At 74.7% G+C, this 19,763-nt stretch carries 11 protein-coding genes; 6 read left to right on the top strand and 5 right to left on the bottom strand.

Going from position 1 to position 19,763, the window contains the following annotated elements; genetic code table 11:
* Positions 1–4: 4 nt before the first annotated feature.
* Genes ACIPSE_RS33370 through ACIPSE_RS33390 form a run of 5 tightly spaced genes read right to left on the bottom strand, consistent with a single transcriptional unit; the run spans position 5 to position 10,299 of the window.
* On the bottom strand, positions 5–748 hold the full coding sequence (locus ACIPSE_RS33370; protein ID WP_401670072.1) for a hypothetical protein: 744 nt from the start codon (positions 746–748) through the stop codon (positions 5–7).
* A complete protein-coding gene (locus ACIPSE_RS33375; RefSeq protein ID WP_401670074.1) occupies positions 745–3,438 on the bottom strand; it encodes a type I polyketide synthase in 2,694 nt (897 codons plus the stop codon). Before ACIPSE_RS33375 ends, ACIPSE_RS33370 begins: the two co-directional genes overlap by 4 nt.
* Positions 3,435–7,826 carry a MupA/Atu3671 family FMN-dependent luciferase-like monooxygenase gene (locus tag ACIPSE_RS33380; protein WP_401670077.1) on the bottom strand — a complete coding sequence of 1,464 codons (4,392 nt, stop codon included), beginning with the start codon at positions 7,824–7,826 and terminating at the stop codon, positions 3,435–3,437. The genes ACIPSE_RS33375 and ACIPSE_RS33380 overlap by 4 nt, the downstream gene beginning before the upstream one ends.
* Entirely contained in the window at positions 7,823–8,596 is a 774-nt protein-coding gene (locus ACIPSE_RS33385; RefSeq protein WP_401670080.1) for a TylF/MycF family methyltransferase, read from the bottom strand. The genes ACIPSE_RS33380 and ACIPSE_RS33385 overlap by 4 nt, the downstream gene beginning before the upstream one ends.
* Complete coding sequence (locus tag ACIPSE_RS33390; RefSeq protein WP_401670082.1) at positions 8,593–10,299, bottom strand: non-ribosomal peptide synthetase; 1,707 nt, start codon at positions 10,297–10,299, stop codon at positions 8,593–8,595. Before ACIPSE_RS33390 ends, ACIPSE_RS33385 begins: the two co-directional genes overlap by 4 nt.
* 341 nt (positions 10,300–10,640) lie before the next feature.
* Here ACIPSE_RS33390 and ACIPSE_RS33395 point away from each other — a divergent pair, with 341 nt between their 5' ends.
* From ACIPSE_RS33395 to ACIPSE_RS33420, 6 genes are all read left to right on the top strand, one after another.
* Positions 10,641–12,497 (top strand): asparagine synthetase B family protein, encoded by a 1,857-nt coding sequence (locus tag ACIPSE_RS33395; protein WP_401670085.1) that lies wholly within the window; start codon positions 10,641–10,643, stop codon positions 12,495–12,497.
* A 93-nt stretch (positions 12,498–12,590) separates the two neighbouring features.
* The gene (locus ACIPSE_RS33400) at positions 12,591–14,174 is read left to right on the top strand and encodes a condensation domain-containing protein (protein ID WP_401670088.1); all 1,584 of its coding nucleotides are present in this window, start codon (positions 12,591–12,593) and stop codon (positions 14,172–14,174) included.
* Positions 14,171–16,021 carry an MFS transporter gene (locus ACIPSE_RS33405; protein WP_401670092.1) on the top strand — a complete coding sequence of 617 codons (1,851 nt, stop codon included), beginning with the start codon at positions 14,171–14,173 and terminating at the stop codon, positions 16,019–16,021. Before ACIPSE_RS33400 ends, ACIPSE_RS33405 begins: the two co-directional genes overlap by 4 nt.
* 242 nt (positions 16,022–16,263) lie before the next feature.
* Positions 16,264–17,505, top strand: a complete 1,242-nt coding sequence (locus ACIPSE_RS33410; RefSeq protein ID WP_401670094.1) for a condensation domain-containing protein — start codon at positions 16,264–16,266, stop codon at positions 17,503–17,505.
* Positions 17,506–17,783: 278 nt separating this feature from the next.
* A complete protein-coding gene (locus tag ACIPSE_RS33415) occupies positions 17,784–18,800 on the top strand; it encodes an amino acid--tRNA ligase-related protein (protein WP_401670096.1) in 1,017 nt (338 codons plus the stop codon).
* A gap of 61 nt (positions 18,801–18,861) precedes the next feature.
* The gene (locus tag ACIPSE_RS33420) at positions 18,862–19,707 is read left to right on the top strand and encodes a methyltransferase domain-containing protein (protein ID WP_401670099.1); all 846 of its coding nucleotides are present in this window, start codon (positions 18,862–18,864) and stop codon (positions 19,705–19,707) included.
* The last annotated feature ends 56 nt before the right edge of the window (positions 19,708–19,763 follow it).

Consider the following 19,763-nt stretch of genomic DNA (forward strand, 5'->3'; position numbering starts at 1 on the left):
CGGATCACACGGGGGCCCGCTCCTGGTCGGTGAGGGCGCCGTGCGCGGTCAGGAAGGAGACGACGGCCGCGGCGGTCCGTGGATCGCGCAGCAGGTCGGCGCGGTCGCAGCCGATCCGCAGGCCGTCTCCCGGGGTGCGGGCCGACAGGACCCGCAGGGTCGGGCCCGGGGCGCCGGGCGGTGGCGCGTGGTGGGCGGCCAGCAGATGCGCCAGCCACCGCAGCGCGGAGTCCGTCACCGCCGCGGCCAGGTCGTCGACCTCCTGCGACCCGGCCCCGTCGGCGCGCAGGGCCACGCCGACGTGCGCCGACAGCCTGCCCCGTGCCTCGGTGAGGAACGCCCCGGGATCCTCGACCCGCGCGGCCAGGTGCCGCACTTCCCGCGGGTCCGGCCGGATGCCGAGCTGGGCCAGCGTGGTGCCGTAGGAGGTCAGGACGGTCGCGGCGGTCACGGGTTCGGCGTCGAAGAGGACCAGCGGTGCCGTGCGGCCCCCGTGCCCCGCCCCGGCGGCGAGCACCGCGGCCAGCGGGGCCGCGGCGCAGTACGCCAGCACCGCCCCGGCCGGCCCCGGCGGCCCGCCGGCGCGCAGCGAGGCCAGATACCGGTCGGGCGGGACGGCCGGCGGCGGAACGCGGAGCAGGTCGCGCGCTCCGGGCAGGCCCAGCTCGGAGACACGGGCCTCCGGACGCTCCCCCGGGTAGTCGAGGACCAGCAGGCGCCCGACCCGCCCGGTGTCCGGCGGGCTCACCACGGGAACCTCCGGCGGGCGAACGGGTGGCCGGGCAGCATGGCGCGCGGGCCGGGGCCGTTGAGCGCGGCCCAGTCGAGCGGCGCGCCGCGCCGGTGCAGCGCGGCGAACCCCGCGGGGCCCCAGAGGTACCAGGAGCTGCCGGGCAGCACCCGGCGGCCGAAGTCCCGCAGCACCGGTGCCGGCGCGATCTCCACGAAGTCGCGTGTGCCGGCGGCGTGCAGGGTCCGCAGCGCGGGGTCGAAGAGCACCGGGTACCGGATCTGACGCACCAGACAGTCCGGCTCGGGGACCCTCCCCGCGAGGAGGTGCTCGCCGTCGGCCGCCGACGCCCACGGCAGGTGCAGCGGGCGCCAGTCGAGGTCCCGGGCGTGTTTGGCCAGCCGGTCCAGGACCGGTTCCATCAGGTGCGAGTGGTACGCGGTCGTCATCGGCAGCCGCCGGCAGGGCACGGCGTGCCGGTCGAGCCAGGACTCCGCCCGGTCCATCACGGCGTCCGGGCCGGACAGGGTGTGCGAGGTGGGCGCGTTGTGCGCCGCGAGGTCCGCCCCCGTCGAGGCCGCCGCGTCGAGCGCCACGTCCGTAGGAGCGCTGATCGCCAGCATCCGTCCCGGCTCGGTGGAGCGGGTCAGCTCCTCGCGCAGCAGCGCGAAGCGGACCGCCTCGGCCACCGGGAGGGCACCCGCCGTGCACAGCGCCGCCAGCTCGCCCAGGCTGTGGCCGACGACGGCCCCGGGCCGTACTCCGGCCGACTCCCACAACCGGGCGAGCGCGGTCTGGAACACGACCTGGGCCGCCTGGGGCCGGTCCAGGACCTCGTGGAACGGTTCCACGGCGGACCGGAAGACCGGCTCGTCGCGGAGCCCTTCGAAGTCCACCGCACCCGCGCCCTGGCCGCGGAACGCGAACGCCACCGGGCCGAAGGGGACGTGGTCGTGCCGCGGCTCGTCCTTCCGTGGCGCGGCGAGCGCGGCGTCCAGGGCGTCGGCCACCTCACGTGCCGTCCGCCCCGCCACCGCGAGCCGCGCCGCCGCGCGCGGCGGCCCGGCGTGCAGCCGTCTGGCCACGTCGCCCGCCGGGACGTCGTCGTGACCGCGCAGCCAGTCGCGGAGCTGCTCCGCCCGGCGCCGCAGCGACTCCTGGTCCGGCGCGGCCAGCGGCACCAGCACCTCCCGCCCCGGATCGCCCGCGACGGCGGGGGCGGGCGGCTGCTCCAGCACGACGTGCGCGTTGGTGCCGCCGAACCCCAGGGAACTGACGCCCGCACGGCGCGGCCCCGGCCCGGCCGGCCACTGCGCCCGCTCGGTGACGGGGAAGAACGGACCGTCGGACCAGGCCAGTCGGGGATCGGGGGCGGTCGTGTTCACCGTGGGCACCAGTTCGCCGTGGCGCAGCATCAGTACCGTCTTGATCAGACCGGCCATGCCCGCGCAGGTGTCCAGGTGGCCGACGGACGGCTTGACCGAGCCGAGCCCGGTCCGTCCGGCGGGACCCGGCCCGGCCGTCAGCGCCTCGGTCAGGGCGCGGAACTCGATCGGATCGCCGACGGCGGTACCGGTGCCGTGCGCCTCCAGGTAGCCGATCGTGTGCGGCTCGACGCCGGCGCGCTCCAGGGCGAGCCGGGCAGCCGCCGCGTGCCCGCGCACGGACGGGGCCGTGAAACCCGCCTTGGCCCGCCCGTCGTTGGTCACCGCTGACCCCAGGATCACCGCGTGCACGGTGTCGCCGTCGGCCAGCGCCCGCTCCAGCGGCTTGAGCAGGACCGCGGCCACCCCGTCCCCGCCCACCGTGCCGTCGGCGGCGGCGTCGAAGGCCCGCACGACCCCGCTGGGGGACAGGATGTACTCCGGGTCCGGCGGGCCGTCGGGCGCGGACGTACGGCGGACGGCCGCGGCACCCGCGAGCGCCAGGTCCGCGTCGCCCGTCAGCAGGGACTGGACCGCCAGGTGCACCGCGACCAGCGAGGTGGAGCACGCGCTCTGCACGGTCAGCGCCGGGCCGGTGAGCCCGAGGTGGTAGGCCACCCGGGTGGCCAGGAAGTCCCCCTGGCCGCCGATGAGTTCCGCGACCGCGTCGAGGGGGTCGCCGGTGGCGTCGGCCCGCAGGAAGAACGGCGGCTGCGGACCGTAGAGGTTCATGCCGGTCCCCGCGAAGACGCCGATCCGGGTCGCCTCGTCCGGGTCGGGGCACCCGCCGTCCTCCAGCGCGTGGTAGCAGGCCTCCAGCAGCAACCGGTGCGCCGGATCGGTCCGTTGCGCCTCGCGCGGGCTCATGCCGAAGAACGCCGCGTCGAAGCGGTCCGCGTCGGGCAGCGGCTCGCCCACCGAGCAGACCCCGTCCCGCAGGTTCCGCCAGAACGCGTCGAGGTCCGGCGCCCCGGGGAACCGGGCGGCCATGCCGATGACGGCCACCCGCCGGTCCGGGCCGTGCGGCCCGCCGGACCGGACCGGCGGTGGCGGCGCGGGCCGGTCGGCACCGTCGAGATACCGGGCCAGAGCGGTCACGGTGTAGTGCTCGGTCAGCGCGGCGGCGGGCACGGGCCTGTCCAGCTCCCGCTCCAGACGGACCCGTAGCCGGGTGCCGAGGAGCGAGGTCAGCCCGAGTGCGGGGAAGGGGACGTTCCGGTCGACCGGAGCGCCGCCGAGCAGAGCGGCGACGGCCGCCGCCACCCGCTCCTGGGTGCCGCTCATCGCACCCCCTCGAAGCGCCGGGCCAGAGCGCGGATCGTGGGCGCTCTCAGGAACTCGGCCATCGGCACCCGGTCACCCGTCTCGGAGCGGATCCGCTCCAGCATCCGCACGGCGTTCAGGGAGTTGCCGCCCACCTGGAAGAAGGACACCTCCGCGGGAAGGCTCTCCACCCCCAGCTCCAGACACCACAGCCGGTGCACGCGCTCCTCCTCCGAGGTGGTGGGAGGACCGCCCACGGGCAGCGTTCCGTCGCCGCCCGCGCTCCGCAGCCGCTCCCGGTCCAGCTTCCCGTTCGCGCCGACCGGGAGCCGGTCCACGGCGAACCAGACCGCCGGGACGAGATGACCGGGCAACGACTGCTCCAGCCCCGCCCGCAGGACGGAGACCCAGTCCTCCAGCGGTGCGCGCAGCACCACGTGCGCGACGAGCCGCGGTTCCGGTCCGTGCTCCGCGAGCACCGCCGCCCCGGCCACCTGGGGCAGCGCGGTGAGCGCCGCCTCCGCCTCGCCCGGCTCGACCCGGAACCCGCGGATCTTGACCTGGTCGTCGGTACGGCCGAGGTGCTCCAGCGAGCCGTCGCGGTTCCAGCGCACCAGGTCCCCGGTACGGAACCAGCGCCCCGCCCCGTCGGCCACGAAGCGCCGGGCGGTGAGGGCCGCGTCCCCCGGGTAGCCGTCGGTCACCTGTGCCCCGCCGACCAGCAGCTCGCCGGGCACCCCGGGCGGTACGGGACGGCCGTGACGGTCCTCCACGCGCAGCAGCGCACCGGTGACGGGGCGTCCGATCGGCGGACTCGGCCCGTCCGCCGGGGTTACCAGGTGCTCGGTGACGATGATCGAGGTCTCGGTCGGGCCGTACTGGTTGAACAGCCGTGTCCCCGGCTGCGCCGCCAGGAGACCGGTGAGCGGGGGCAGCATCCGCAGGGGCTCACCGGCGCAGAAGACCTCCCGCAGGGAGGGCATCGGTCCGGCGCCCTCCAGGAGTGCCGTCAGCGGTGTGCCGGGCAGGCAGAGGCGTTCCACTTCGTGCCGGCGCACGATCTCGCCCACGGCCGCCGGATCGAGGCGGTCGGCGTCGTCCAGGAGGACCAGTTCCGCCCCGACGGCCAGCGTCCCGAAGATCTCCTGCACGCTCACGTCGAAGCCGGGGGAGGTCCACTGGAGCGTGCGCAGCGCGGGGTGCGCCCGCGACTGCCAGCGCACCAGCGCGACCGGCCCCCGGTGCGGCACCGCGACCGCCCGGGCACCGCCCGTGGTACCGGAGGTGAAGATCAGGTACGCCGTCGCGTCGGCGTCGGCGGGCAGGCCCGGCGAGGTCGCCGGGAGGCCCGGACCGGCGTGCGCGTCGGTCAGCACGAGCACGGCCCCGCTGTCGCGGGCCATCGCGGCGCGCCGCGCCTCGGGCAGCGACGGGTCGATCGGGACGTACGCCGCCCCGCACTTGAGGACCGCCAGCACGGCGGTGATCAGGCCCGGTCCCCGGGGCAGGAGGATGCCCACGGTGCTGCCGGGGGCCACGCCCTCGCCGATCAGACGGTGGGCGAGGCGGTTGGCGTCCGCGTCCAGCTCGCCGTACCGGGTCGTTCCGTGCGGGCCCGACAGGGCGACCGCGTCGGGCGTGGCGGCTGCCGCCCGCTCGAACAGCCCGTGCAGACACGCCGGTTCGCCGTCTCCGCCGGTCAGCGGCTCCACGTCACCGGACCCGTCGTGCGCCGCGACGAACCGCGCGTCCGCATCCGTCAGTCCGGTCAGCGCGGACAGGGCGCCCGCCGAGTCGGCGAGTCCCCGCCCGAGCAGGTCCTCGGTGTAGCGCAGGAGCCGGGTGACGGTCTCCGCGTCGAAGAGGTGCTCGTCGTACTCCACCATGCACTCCAGGCCGTCCGGGCCTGAGGCGAAGTACAGGGTCAGGGCGAACGGCGCCTGCGCGCGCGGCACTTGCAGGAGACGGGCCGACAGGCCCCCGCCGCCCAGGTCCGCCTCGGCGGTCTCCTCGTACTCCACCAGCACGTCGAACAGCGGGTTGGCACCCGGGACCCGCTCCGGGTTGACCGCCTCCACCACCGCGTCGAGGGGCACGTCCCGGTGTTCCAGGGCGTCCATGACGGCGCCGCGCACCCGCCGCACCAGACCGGCGAACGACGGGTTGCCCGACAGGTCGAGACGCAGGGCCAGGGTCTCCACGTACATGCCGACGCGGTCCTCGGTGCCCGGCGGACGGTGGGAGACGGCGGTGCCGAGGACGACGTCGTCGGTGTTGCCGAACCGGCCGAGCACGGAGGCGACCGCGCTCAGCAGCGTCGTGAACGTCGTGGCCCCGACCGAGCGGCCGAAGGCGCGCACCCGCCGGGCGAGCGCGCCGTCGAACGCGTGCGTGAGGGTCGCGCCGCGCGCCGGGCGTGCGGCGTCGCGCGGCCGGTCCAGGGGCAGCCGCAGGACCGGGGCGCCGTCCAGCAGCCCCTTCCAGTACTCCGGACCGGTGCCGGCCGGGGACGCGGGGCCGGGCACCGGCGCCTCGGGGAGCGGGGGCAGCAGCGCGGCCTCGCCGCGATGGCACGCCGCGAGATCGCGGAGGAAGACCGTCGTCGACCGCGCGTCGAAGACGCTGTGGTGCGCCACCAGGTACAGCAGATGACGGCCGGGACCGAGCACCCCCAGCGCCACCCGCCACAGCGGACCGCGCGCCAGATCGAAGGGCGCCGCACCGTGCGCCGCGTGCAGGACGGCCACCGCCTCCTCGCGCGTGCGGCCGGTGAGGTCGGTGACGGGGCAGTCCGGCGTGAACGGCGGGCCGACGAGCTGCCGCAGGACACCGTCCCCGTCCTCCTGGAAGGTGGTGCGCAGAGCCTCCTGACGGTTCACGACCGCGCGGAGCGCGTGCAGGAGCCGGTCCCGGTCGAGCGGCCCCTCCAGTTCCACGGCCTTGGGCTCGTTGTGGACGGCGCGGCCCGGGTCCATGCGGTCCAGCAGCCACATCCGCCGCTGCTGCGGGGAGGCGGGCGGGGCCGGGGCGGGAGCCGGTGCGTCCAGCTCCCGTGCCCCTCCCGCGACGGCGGGAGCCGGCCGGTCCACGGCGGCTGCGTCCGGGGACGGTTCGTCCTTGAGCGCGGCCAGGTGGGGGAGACCCGCCAGCATGTCCGCGGCCGGAACACCGAAGTCCACGAAGGCGCCGACTTCGTCCACGCCCGCCCGCACCAGCGCGTCCAGCACCGGCCGCACCCCCTGCGGGGAGCCGATGAGGGCGCGGGTGGCGCAGTAGCGGTCGTAGGCGCGCTCCAGCAGGAACTCGACGTCGTCGGCCGGGGTCCGGGCCAGGTCCACCTCGACCCCGAGGCTGCGCACCGCGTTGTCGAACAGCGAGAGCGAGGACATCAGATAGGCGCGGAACGGCCCGTAGGCCTCCTGCCGGGCCCGTGCGCCGTCGCCGCGCAGATAGGTGTGGACCAGGACGGTGACCCGGCCCTCCCGCGGGTCCAGGCCGCACCGGGCGCGCGTCTCGCGGTACAGGGCGATGTTGCGCGCCAGGTCCTCGACGTCCTGCTGCATCAGGTTGGTCACCACGCCCACGTCCTCGCGCGCCGCCCGTTCCCAGCTCGCGGGACTGGACAGGACGGCCACGGACAGCGGCGGCATCGGCTGCACGGGCGCCGGGTAGAGCGTCACCTCCACGGTGTCGCCGTCGCCGGACACACCGGTGTGCGGCTCGCCCGACCACAGCCGGCGCACGGCGTCCAGGCGTGCGTACATCAGCTCGCGGCGGTCCTCGAAGTGCTCGGGCGCCAGCACGAAGTCGCCGGAGTGCCAGCCGGACGCCACACACAGTCCGGCCCGGCCCCCGGAGAGGTTGTCGACCATCGCCCACTCCTCGGCCACCCGCACGGGATGGTGCAGGGGCAGCACCACCGAGCCCGCGTTGATCCGGAGGGAACGGGTGCGCACCGCGAGCGCCGCGGCCAGCACCGCCGGGTTGGGGAACAGCCCGCCGAAGGAGTGGAAGTGGCGCTCGGGCACCCACAGGGAGCGGAAGCCGTTGCGGTCCCCGAACTCGGCCGCGGCGAGCAGCGCCTCGTAGCGGGCGGGGCCGTCGCCGTGGGGGTAGTCGCCGAAGAAGTAGAGACCGAAGTCGACGGTCCCGCAGGCCGCGGTGGTGGCGGGCGCGTCCGCGTCCGGGGCGAGCCGGGCGGTCACCGAGCGGACGGAGAGTTCGTCCTCGAAGAGCGTGCGGACCGGCAGCCGTACCCCGAACCGGTCGTGGACCTTCCGGGTCAGGGCGAGCAGCACCAGCGAGTCGGCCCCCAGCGCGACCAGCGGCAGGTCCGGGTCGACGGAGTCCACCGGCAGTCCGAACACCTCGGCGACGAGGGCGCGCACGGCGGGGAGCGTTGCGTTCACGGGGTGGTTCCTTCCGGGGGCGTCAGGCGCCAGAAGGCACCCAGTCCGTCGATGTCCTCGATCTCCTCGGTGACCCCGTTGCGCGCGCGCCAGTCGTGCACGGCGTCGCGGCAGGCCGGGATGTGGTAGTCGTCGACGATCACGAATCCGCCCGGGGACACCTTCGGATGCAGGAGGTCGAGGGTCTGGACCGTGGAGGTGTACAGGTCGCTGTCGAGCCGGAGCACCGCCAGCCTCCCGAGCGGCGCGCGGGGGAGCGTCTCGTGGAACCAGCCCGGCAGGAACACGACCTGGTCGTCGAGCAGTCCGTAGCGCTCGAAGTTGCCCCGCACGGTGTCCAGGTCGACGGCGATGACGTCGTTGTAGGTGTGCGCGGCCAGCGCGCGGTCGGCCGGGTGGGAGTCCGCGTCGGGGGTCGGCATGCCCTGGAAGGAGTCGGCGACCCACACCCTGCGGTCCGTCACACCGTGGGCGCGCAGCACCGCCCGCATGAGGATGCAGGCGCCGCCCCGCCAGACGCCCGTCTCGATCAGGTCGCCCGGCACGCCGTCCGCCAGCACCCGCTCCACGCAGTACTGGAGGTTGTCCAGCCGCCGTCGGCCGATCATCGTGTGGGCCTGGCTGGGCCAGTCCACGCCCAGCCGGCGGTTGAGGGGTTCGTAGACGGTGGAGGGCGCCCAGCCCGCGGGGATCGGCGGATCCTCGTAGATCGTGTTGGACAGCACCTCCTTCATCAGGTCGAGGTACAGGTCCAGTGTCCGCGGGCTCATGCGTTCCCCACCGTCCCGGGTGTCTGGGTCAGGTGCCGGGCCAGCTCGCGCACGGTGGGAGCGGCCAGGAAGTCCCGCAGGTCGACGCGGGCCGGGTAGCGGGCGCGGAGCCTGGCCAGGACCAGCGCGGCCGACAGGGAGGTGCCGCCCAGCGACGGGAACGACCGGTCCCGCCCGATGTCCGTGCGGCCCAGGACCGCCGACCACACCGACGCGACGTCGTGCTCGACGGGCCCGCGCGGCGGGTCGCCCGCCGGACCGGGGGCGGCCGGGGCGGGCAGCCGCGCGCGGTCGACCTTGCCGTGCGCGGTGAGCGGGAGCCGGTCCACGGACTCGAAGCGGGCGGGCACCAGATGGGCGGGAAGCTCCGCCGCGAGCCGGGCCCGCAGCCTCGCTGCCCGGTCACCCTCGCTCCCGTCCCCCTTTCCGTTCCCGGTCCAGGCGATGTGGGCCGCCAACTGCGTCTCTCCGGCGACCTGTTCGGCGGCCACCGCGCACTCGCCCACTCCGGGCAGGCCGCCGAGGACCGCCTCGACCTCCGCCGGGTCGACCAGATGGCCGCGGATCTTGACCTGGTGGTCGGCCCGCCCCAGGAAGCGCAGCAGGCCGTCCGGGTCCCGGCTGACGAGGTCGCCGGTGCGGTAGGCGGTTCCGGTCCGGCCTCCGTCCTCGGTGCCCGCCGGATCGTCGGCGGCCACGAAGCGGCGTGCGGTCGCCGCCGGGTCGTTGAGGTAGCCGTAGCCCACCCCCGGCCCCGTCAGCCACAGTTCACCGTCGACGATCCGCGCCCCGAAGCCCGGCAGCGGCGTGCCGATCGGCGGCAGGTCCGGCCAGGACGCGGGCGGACCCGTCAAGGTGTGCGCGACGGCCACATGGGTCTCGGACGGGCCGTAGTGATGGTGCAACCGGCATCCGGGCAGCTCCTCGAAGAAGCGCCTGAGCGCCGGCGTGATCCGCAACGCCTCGCCCGCCACGGCCACTTCCCGCAGCGAGCGCGGGACCGTACCGGTGTACGGGGTGAGCGCGGCGAGCCGGTCCAGCACGACCGGCGGCACGAACAGCCGCTCGATCCGCCACGCCTCCAGCAGCTCCGCCAGCCGCACCAGGTCCCGCCGCTCCTCCTCGGACGGCAGCCGCAGCACCCCGCCGCTGCACAGCGCCGTGAACACCTCCTGCACGAACACGTCGAAGCCCAGCGGGGCGAACTGGAGGGTGCGCAGGGGCCGGCGGGAGGTGCTGGCCAGGGTCCATTCGATCAGCGGGTCGACGGCCCGGTGCGGCATCCCCACCGCCTTCGGGCGTCCCGTGGAGCCGGAGGTGAACACCACGTACGCCAGCCCCTCCCGGGGCGCGGCGGGGTGTCCGGGGCGCAGGTCCAGCCCCGGGGCGACCACGAACCGGGCCCCGCTGTCGCGGTGGATCCGCCGGATGCGGGACGGCGGGTAGCCCGGGTCCACGACACAGAACGCGCCGCCCGCCCGCAGCGTCGCCAGGACGGCGACGAGCAGTTCCGCGGTGCGGCCCGTGCCGACGACCACCACCTCGCCGGGCCGCAGCCCTCTCGACGTCATACGGCCGGCCAGCCGGCCTGCCCGCTCCCACAGCGCACCGCGGGTCATGACACCGTCGGCCGTCTCCACCGCGGGGGCCTCGGGACGGGACCGTGCCCGCTCCTCCACCAGCTCAAGAACGCGTGATTCCACCTGCGTCTCCTCCAGGGACAGGACACCTCGGGCCGCTGCCGTGACCCCGGCGGGGCCAGGACCCCCCGCCGGCATCAGCAGTGCACCAGAGCCGGGTTCCGGGTCCCGGGCCGAGCGGGTTCCCGACCGGTGTCCGGCCGTTTCCGGACAGCCGGCGACGGCCCGGGAGCCGAGTGCGAGGGACCGGGGCGGCAGGGTTCCCTCCGCGTTCCGGGGCCCGCCGGGCACGGCCCCGCGGGGGAATCGCGACGGAGGGCCGCCCGGTACCGGCCCCACCTAGCGTGACGGCGTCAAGGCGACGCGGACCGGCCGGTCCGGGCCAGCGGGTCCGGGGGCCTCCCGTGGCGCGCAGCAGACGGCCGTGGGCGAGGTGGGACCGGGTGGCGGGCATCGCGGGATGGACCGACGGACAGCGTGATCTGACACGCGCGGACGCTGAGGTGACCGCGATGCTCACCCGCCTGCGGGCCCGCGCCCCGCACGACGGCGGCACCTGGAGCGAACCGCGTGCCGCGCTCGTCCAGCGCGGCGACCCCGTCCGGCGCGGCCCCGCCGCCCCGGCCGTCGTCCGCGAGGACGGGCGGACCGTCGCCGTCGCCGTGTGCGACGGCCATCTGCGCAACGCCTCCGCCCTGCGGGACGCCCTCGGCGCCGGCCGGCGCCCCGGCCCCCACCCGCCCTCCACCGCCGAGGTGATCGCGCGGGCCTATCTGCGCTGGGGCACAGGACTGGCCGAACGGCTCGACGGACTCTGCTCGTTCGCCGTCTGGGACCCCCGCTCCGGTGAACTCGTGCTCGGCCGGGACCGGTTCGGCGTCCGCCCCCTGAGCTGGATCCGCACACCCGGCGGCGTGGTCTTCGCCTCCGACGTCGCCGTCCTGACCGCACACCCCCTGGTCACCCCCGAGGCCGACGCCGACGCCCTGTGCGCCCTGCTCACCCTGATGCGCGAGGACGGCCGCGGCGCCCTGAGCGGCGTCCACGAGGTCCCGCCCGCCACCGTGCTGCGCCTCACCCCCGACGGCACGGTCCGCGCCCGCGCCTACTGGACCCTGGAGGCCCACGAACACGTCCTCGACGCGGACGCCACCGCCAAGGAGGCCGACCGGCTGCTGCGCGCCTCCGTCGCCGCCGACATCGAGGACGACGACACGGCCGTACTCCTCTCCGGCGGGCTCGACTCCAGCGTGCTCGCCGGACTGGTCGCCACCGGCACCCGGCGCCGGCCGGTCACCGGAACCGTGTCCTTCGCCCGCACCACCTCCCGCATCCCCGACCGCCCCTTCATCGAGGACGTCGTCCGCTTCTGGGACTGCGACCACGAGGACGTCGTCGTCGACATCGACCAGGTCCAGGACCCCGACGTCCGCGGCCGGGTGCTCGCCGCGAAGGACTACCCCACCCCCTGGGGCGACAAGAACGTCACCCCGTACCTGCTCAGCCGGTCCCTCGCCGCCCACTCGACGGTCGGGCTGTCCGGCGAGGCCGCCGACACCATGTTCGGCGGCCTGTACGGCGACCTCGACGGCGTACCCGAACTGACCACGTTCCCCTGGCTGGAACAGGCCCGGCGGTTCGGCGTCGCCCACGGCATCGGCACCGGACTGTTCCACCCCGGCCTGCTGCGCGACCTCGACGTCGACGGCTACCTGGACCGCGTGTTCCGCACCGCGCTCGACCGGGTCCCCGTCCTGCCCGACGACTCACCGGGCCGCCGCACCGTACGGCAGATCGACCAGCTGACCGTCACCCGGCTGCTGGAGCAGACGATGCTGCACACCGAACGCCTCGGCGCCGCCGCCGGGGTCCAGATGCGGTTCCCGTTCGCCGACCACGCGCTCTACACCTTCATGTACAACGTGCCGGTCGCCATGAAGTTCACCGGCGGACGTACCAAGAGCATCCTGCGCGACCTGGCCGGCGACCTCGTGCCGCCCTCCGTCCTGGAACGCCGCAAGTCCACCTTCCCCGCCCTCTACGACGACCGGTACAAGGCCTTCGTCACCCGCCGCCTGCGCGACCTGCTCGACGATCCCTCGGCACCCGTGCACGCCGTCACCGACCTCGACGCCGCCGCCCGGGTCGCGGAGGACCCGAGGCTCCTGGACCGGGGCGGCTGGTTCGGGCGCGCGGACGTGGAGATGCTCCTCCAGCTCGACGCCTGGCTGCGCCGCCACCAGGTACGGCTGCGGATCTGACCCCGCCGCACCTGCCCGCAGGCGAGGACGCCCCACGCGTCCGGCGCCCCCATCACGAGACCACCACGCGTGGAACCCGGGAGACGACCTTCGATGAACACCACCCCGCACAGCGTGCCCCTCTCCGTGGGGCAGGAGGCCATGAAGGTGGCCTGGCAGATCGATCCGCAGCAATGGACCAACATCATCCCCGTACCCCTCTCCGTCGACGGCGACCTCGACCCCGGCCGGCTGCGCCACGCGATCGACACCCTGGGCACGACGTTCCCGCAGCTCAGAGGACGGGTGACCGGCGGCCCCGGCAACCACCGGCTGGAATGGGGCGACGCCCCGCCGATCCCCGTCACCGAGATCACCTCGCCCCTCGCCCGCGACGAGGCCGTACGCCGGGCCTGGCAGACCCCGTTCGACCTGCGCACCGGCCCGCTGGCCCGGGTCCAGCTCCTCACCGGCCCCGACTGGCGGGTCCTGCTGCTGACGCTCCACCACCTCGTGGCCGACGGCGCCTCCGTACTGCTCCTGCTGGAGGCCCTGCGCCAGGCCTACGCCGGGGAACCGGTCGACGTGCCCGACGACCCCCACGTCCTCCGGGCGCACGCCCTGCGCTCGGCCCGGCTCGCCCAGGACACCGACGGCGAACGCCACCGCGCCCACTGGGCCGCCGAGCTGGGCACCGGGATCACCCCCCTCACCCTCCCGGCCGCCCCCGCCGACCCGCCCCGCCCCACCATGCTCGGCGACGTCCTGCCCGACGACCTGGTCGCCGGCCTGCGCCACCGCGCCGCGGCCTCCGGCGTCTCCTACGTCACCACCCTCATGGCGGGCTACTACGCCCTGCTGCGCCGCCACAGCGGCACCTCGGACGTCCTGTCCTTCCTGCCCTTCCACGGCCGCACCCTGGAGGAGACCCGGCAGCAGGTCGGCTACTTCGTCAACCTGCTCCCCGTACGCGCCCGCATCGACGCGGCCGACACCTACACCGACGTCATGCACCGGCTCCGCGGACAGGTCAAGAGCGCCCTCGCCCACGGGGACCTGCCGCTGCCCACGATCATGCGCAGTGCCGGACTGGTGGGCCCGCAGGCCCGCGAACTGACCCACCGCAGCATCTTCCAGTACTGGCACGCGGGCCTCCGCGACGGCGTCGACGTCATGAACCTGCGGCTCGACACGGCCGGTTCGCACGCCGTGCTCACCCTCCAGGACATCGAGAGCACCGCCGGATTCACCCTCGCCGTCATGGTCCGCGAGGACAGTGCCGGCACCCACGTCCTGTGGAAGGACCCCGTCGGGGCCCTGGGCGAACCCCTGCTCAAGGCGCTCGCCACCGACTACCAGGACATCCTCTGGACCGTCGCCGAGGACCCCGGCACCCCGGTGGCCGAGATCCTTGCGAGCCCGGCCACCGGCGCCGGACCCGGCACCGGCCCGGCGGACCCCGTCCACCGCGACGACGACTCCGTCGCCGTCATGATCGGGCTGTGGGAGGACGTCCTCGGCATCGACGACGTCCGCCCCGACGACAGCTTCTTCGAACTCGGCGGCCACTCGCTCCTCGCCGAGAGCCTGATCATCGAGGTGTCCCGCCGGTTCGGCCGCGAGGTTGACCTGAGCGTCCTGTTCAGCAGCCCCCGCCTGGCGGAGTTCACCGCACACGTCGTCGGACCACGCCCGTGAGCGGCACCGCCACCGCCCGGAGCGCCGCCCACGACACCGGCCTGTGGCGCCATCCGGCGCTGCGGGCCGTGCTCGCCGCGGAGTGCGTGTCGATGCTCGGCAGCTCGCTGACCGTCGTCGCCGTGCCGTGGCTGATGCTCACCCGGACCGGATCGGCCGGCGCCATGGGCCTGGTGATGGCCGCTCAGATGGCCGGCACCACCCTGTTCGGCACCCTGGGCGCCTCCTGGGCCGGCCGCGCCGGACCCCGCCGCGTGATGCTCGTCGGCGATGCCTGCCGCGGCGTCCTGATCGCGCTCGTACCGCTCCTGGCCTCCGCCGGAAGCCTCGCGGTGCCCCTGACCGCCGCCGCGATGTTCGTCTTCGGCGCCGTGATGGCGCCCTACTCCGCCGCCCAGCAGGCGACGCTCTCGGACGTCGTCGGCGAGGACGGGACCCTCCTGAGCCGGGCCACCGCCGCCCTCCAGGGCGCCATGCGGTTGAGCATGATGCTCGGACCGCCCCTCGCCGGCGTCCTCGTCGCCCTGTTCGGCACGGTCCCCGTGATCCTCGCCGACGCCGCCAGCTTCGCCCTGTCGCTGCTCGTGCTCAGCCGTCGCCTCCCCAAGACCCTCGCACCACCGCCCCCTCCCTCACGGCTGGGCGGGGCGGGCCTGCGCGCGCTGCTCGCCGACCCGCTCACCGCGACCTGGTCGCTGGCCCTCGTCTGCTCCGAGTTCGCCTGGCAGGGCCTGTTCGCGGCGCTGCCGGTGGTCGCCCTGGAGTTCGGCGACCGCGGGCCCACGATCGCCGGAGCGCTCTCCGGGGCCTTCGGCGCCGCCGCCCTCACCGGGACGCTCCTCGTCGGCCCCTTGCTGCGGCACCTCTCCGCGCCCGTCCTCGCGGTCGGCGGCCGGGTGCCGCTCGCGCTCTGCTTCCTCGTCCTGCCGCTGCCGCTCGGGATCACCGCCGTGTTCGGGTGCCTGGTCCTCGCCGGACTCTTCAACGGCGTCTCCAGCGCGCCGGTCGCCGCGGTGCGCGCGCTGCGCCTGCCGGCCGCCGTCCGGGCCGAGGCACTCACCGTCGCCACCGCCGTCTCCCTGGCGGGAGGCACCTGCGGACTGCTCGTCAGCGGCACGACGATCCGCGCGGAGGGAACCCGGACGCTCTTCGTGATCCTGGCCCTGGCCCAGCTGACGGCGGCGGCCCTGCACCTCGTCGGCTTCACGGCGGACCGCCGGTCGCCCGCTCCGGGGACGGGGCCCGACGCCGGAGCGGGGCGGGGCGCCGTTGAGTTGGCGTCGGCTTCGCATCCGGGGCGGGCTTCCGGCGCGGGGTTGGCTTCTCGTCCGGGGTCGGGTTCTGGCTCGGGGTCGGTTTCCCATGCGGGGCTGGCTGCTGAGGTGGGGTCGGCTTCCAACCCAGGGCGGGCTTCCAACCCGGGGTCGGGTTCTGGCTCGGGGTCGGTTTCCCATGCGGGGCTGGCTGCTGACGTGGGGTCGGCTTCCAACTCGGGGCCGGCTTTCAACCCGGGGTCGGGTTCTCATGCGGGGCCGGCTGCTGACGCGAGGTCGGCTTCCGGCGCCGGGGCGGGTTCCCATGCGGGACCGGCTTCTGAGGCGGGGTCGGGTTCCCATGCGGGGTCGGCTTCCAACCCGGGGTCAGCTTTCAACCCGGGGCCGGGTTCCGTCTCGGGGTCGGCCTTCCCTCCAGGGCCAGCTTCCGCCTCGGGGTCGGCTTCCTGTCCGGTGTCGGGCGGTGGCGGTGGCGGGTCGGTTCCGGAGCGGTCGCTGCCTGGGAGGGGGACGGGTTGGTCGGCGTTCGCGTCCCGTGACGCCGTGCCGCCCGGGCAGGCTCGTGACGCGTGAGGAGTCCCGTCGTGCCCTGACCTTCCCGCTTGCCCATCCCGTCTTCCGGCCCGGTGCCCGATCGGCCGCTTCCCGGGAGGGCGCCGGACCGGCCCGTGCTCGCGTCCCGTGACGCCGTGCCGCCTGCCCGGCCCCGCGATTCCTGAGGAGTTCCGATGACCGCCCCACCTGCCCGAGCCGTCCCGTCCGCTGTCCGACCCGCCGAAGCCCCGCCCCACCTGTGGCGTGGGGTCCCGCACCGGATGAGCATCGGGCTGCGCCACCAGCTCCGTGACGACGGATCACTGCCGTCCGAGAACCTGACCTGCTTCCTCTTCGCCTTCCCCGGCGTCGAGATCGACGTGCCGCGCCTCGAACGGGCGCTGGCGCGTGCCGTGGTGCTCAACGCCGCGTTCGGACACCGCTACCGGGTCGACCCCGACCACGGTCCCCAGTACCGGGAGACGGCCTGGCGTCCGCACGTGAAGGCCGTCCAACCGGCCGCCGCCGACTGGGAGTCCACCCGGGAGACGGCCCGCCGGCTCGCGGACGCCGAGATGTCCCGGCCCTTCGACCTGCGCGACGGACGCCTGCTGCGGGTCACCCTGGTACGGCACCCGGGCGGGGAGGGCTGCGTCCTGGTCGTCACCGCCGATCACACGGTCTGCGACGGGATCTCCTACGCCCGCTTCCTCGACGACCTGTCCGCCGCGTACCGGGACGACGGCACGGCTGGTGCGGACCGTGTCCGGCCCCGTGCCTCGCTCGCCCGGGTCGCCGCCGCCGAACGCCGCGCCCTGGCCGGCGCGGCCCGCGACGAACTCCGCGACGCGTGGCGCGGCCGACTGCCCGACGGCATCCCCGACATGGTGCTGGCCCGGCCCCTGTCCTGGACGGAGTGCACCCCGGAGGGCGAACAGGCCGCCACCCTCCTCACCGGCGCCGCCTACGAACGGCACGTCCGGCAGGCCGCCGGACTGTCGGTGTCCAGCTTCATGCTGGCCACGGCCAAGCTCCTGCACGCGATGCGCCCCAGCGTGCTGGGCCCGGGCATGTCGTTCTTCTCCCCGCTGCCCGGACGCTTCGTGCCCGCCGCCCGGGACGTGCTCGGCAACTTCGTCAGCGTCCTGCCCGTCACGGTGCCGGAACCGCGCTCCCCGGACCTGGCCGCCATGGCCGAGGCGGTCCGCGAGAGCGTGCTGTGGACGCTGCGCCACCAAGGTGTCCCCTTCGACGTGATCCGCGACGCCGTGGGCAACGGCACGGCCGGGAACGGGGAGTTCGCCTACGAACGCCGGTCCGTGTTCATCTCGGGAAACCCCGTCATGCGCCTGGAACTCGAAGGCGTGCGCGGCCAGTTGAGCGTGCCGACGCTGACCGACGCCATGTTCGACCTGAGCCTGTGGATCTCGGACACCGGTGAGGAACTCCGGTGCAGCGGCGTCTTCCGCAAGCAACTCCTCGACCGTTCCCTCGTGGAGAGCTGGCTCGGCGCCCTGGCCTGAGCCGGACCGGAACCGTCCGCAGGCGCGCCCGGGCACTCCGGGCGGGCCGCGCCCCCATGCCGTACCCATCCCTTTCCCCACGGCTCCCGCCCCCCGGCGGCGGCCACGGAACGAACGGCAACGGAACGGGAATCGCCGGGTGCCAGGCTGCGATCAGTCGAAAGGCCGCCGGAGCGAGGACCGACCGCACTGTCGAGGACCGACCGCCCGGTGGCCGACGGCCCCCTTCCCCGATCCCGTCCCCGACGGGCGTGCGCGAAAAACTGGAGGTCCACGGTATGTCGAAAGTCGATTCACGCCCGCCGCAGGGGCCCCTCACCGAGGCCCTGCCGCGTTTCCTGCGGATCCTGGACGACCCGCTGTACACCTCCCTGGTCGACCTCCAGGACCTGGTGAACTACGAGACCGCCGCGTTCTGGCGGGCCCGGCAGGTCAAGGCGCTCCACCTCCCCGTCACCACCTCCTCCATCTCCTCCCCGATGGGCCTGGGCAGCGACTCGCTCCCCGTCCAGGTGGACCTCTTCGGCGTCCCCACCTACCTCGCCGACTCCATGCAGTTCCTCCTGGAGTACGGCTGCCGGATCGCCGACCGGGGCTGCTACTACCTCATGCCGAGCTTCCGCGGCGAGGAGACCGACGCCACCCACCTCAGCCAGTTCTTCCACAGCGAGGCCGAGATCCCCGGCGGCCTCGACGACGTGATCACGGTCGCCGACGCCTATCTGCGCCACCTCACGGAAGCGGTCCTGCGCGAACTGGAGGGCCCCGTCGCCCGGATCGCCGGCGGTGTCGAGCACCTCACCGACCTCCTCGCCAAGCCGACCGCCCGGATCACCTTCGACGAGGCCGTGACCGCCCTCGACGGCGACCCGGAGTACTTCGAGTTCCACGACCAGTGGCGCACCATCACCAGGGCGGGCGAGCGCCGGCTCATGGAACTGCACGGTCCGGCCGTGTGGCTCACCCACTTCGACCACCTGTCCGTGCCCTTCTACCAGGCCACCGACGCCACCGGCCGCAAGGCCCTCAACGCCGACCTGCTCATCGGGCCCGGCGAGGTCATCGGCTGCGGCGAACGGCACACCGACGCCGCCCACGCCCTCGCCGCGCTCGCCGCGCACGGCGTCCCGGCCGAGGACTACGACTGGTACCTGCGGATGAAGCAGGAGAAGCCCCTGCACACCAGCGGCTTCGGCATGGGCGTGGAGCGGTTCTTCATGTGGGTCCTGCGCCACCCCGACGTCCGCGACCTCCAGCTCCTGGAGCGCGCCAACGGCCTCCCCGCCACCCCCTGACCCTGTCCGGTTCCGTCTCCCGGCCCCGGACCTCTCCCACCTCTCTCACAAGGAGCACCTCATGAACCTCGGCGACCTGACCGCCCAGCAGATCCGCGCGATGAACTACAACGAGCTGATCTCCGTCGTGCGCGAGACCAACCGCCCGCCCGGCGGTGTGAAGACCATCTCCCACCTGGCCGTCGGAGCCCACCTCGACAAGGACAGCCACGTCCTGGAGATCGGCACCAGCACCGGCATCACGGCCATCGAACTGGCCCGCCTGGTCGGCTGCCGCGTCACCGCCATCGACATCAACGAGCGCAGCATCGCCGAGGCCCGGCGCCGCGCCGAGAGCCTCGGCGTCGCCCACCTGATCACCTTCGAGGTCAACGACGCCACCGCGACCGGCTACCCGGACGACACCTTCGACCTCGTCTTCTGCGGCAACGTCACCTCCCTCATCCCGGACCGCGCCAAGGCGCTCGCCGAGTACTCCCGGGTCGTCAAGCCGGGCGGGTTCATCGCCGCCATCCCGATGTACTACGTCAAGCAGCCCTCCGAGCAGCTCCTCGCCGACGTCACCGCCGCCATCCAGGTCACCGTCGAGCCCCTGGAGGAGTCCTACTGGCTGGACTTCTTCCTCGGCGACGGGCGCATCCCGTTCTCCCGCGAGCAGTACACCTTCGACTGGATCTCCGACGAGGTCGTCGAGTCCTTCATCCAGGACATCCTCGCCCGCCCCCACCTCGACGAGCTGAGCGCCGAGGCCCGGGAGGTCCTGGCCGAGCAGTACGCCGTCTACATGCGGCTCTTCCGCGACAACCTCGCGCAGATGGGCTACACGGAGCTCCTGGTGCGCTGCGAGGCGGACGAGCTCGGCGAGCCGGAGCTGTTCGACTCCAGCCCGGTCCACCCGCGGCCCTGACCCCCGCCCCGCACCGGAACCCCCCGGCTCCGGTGCGGGCACCGTCCCCAGAGAGG

The organism is Streptomyces sp. NPDC090106 (genome assembly GCF_044747265.1).
Classification (GTDB): Bacteria; Actinomycetota; Actinomycetes; order Streptomycetales; family Streptomycetaceae; genus Streptomyces.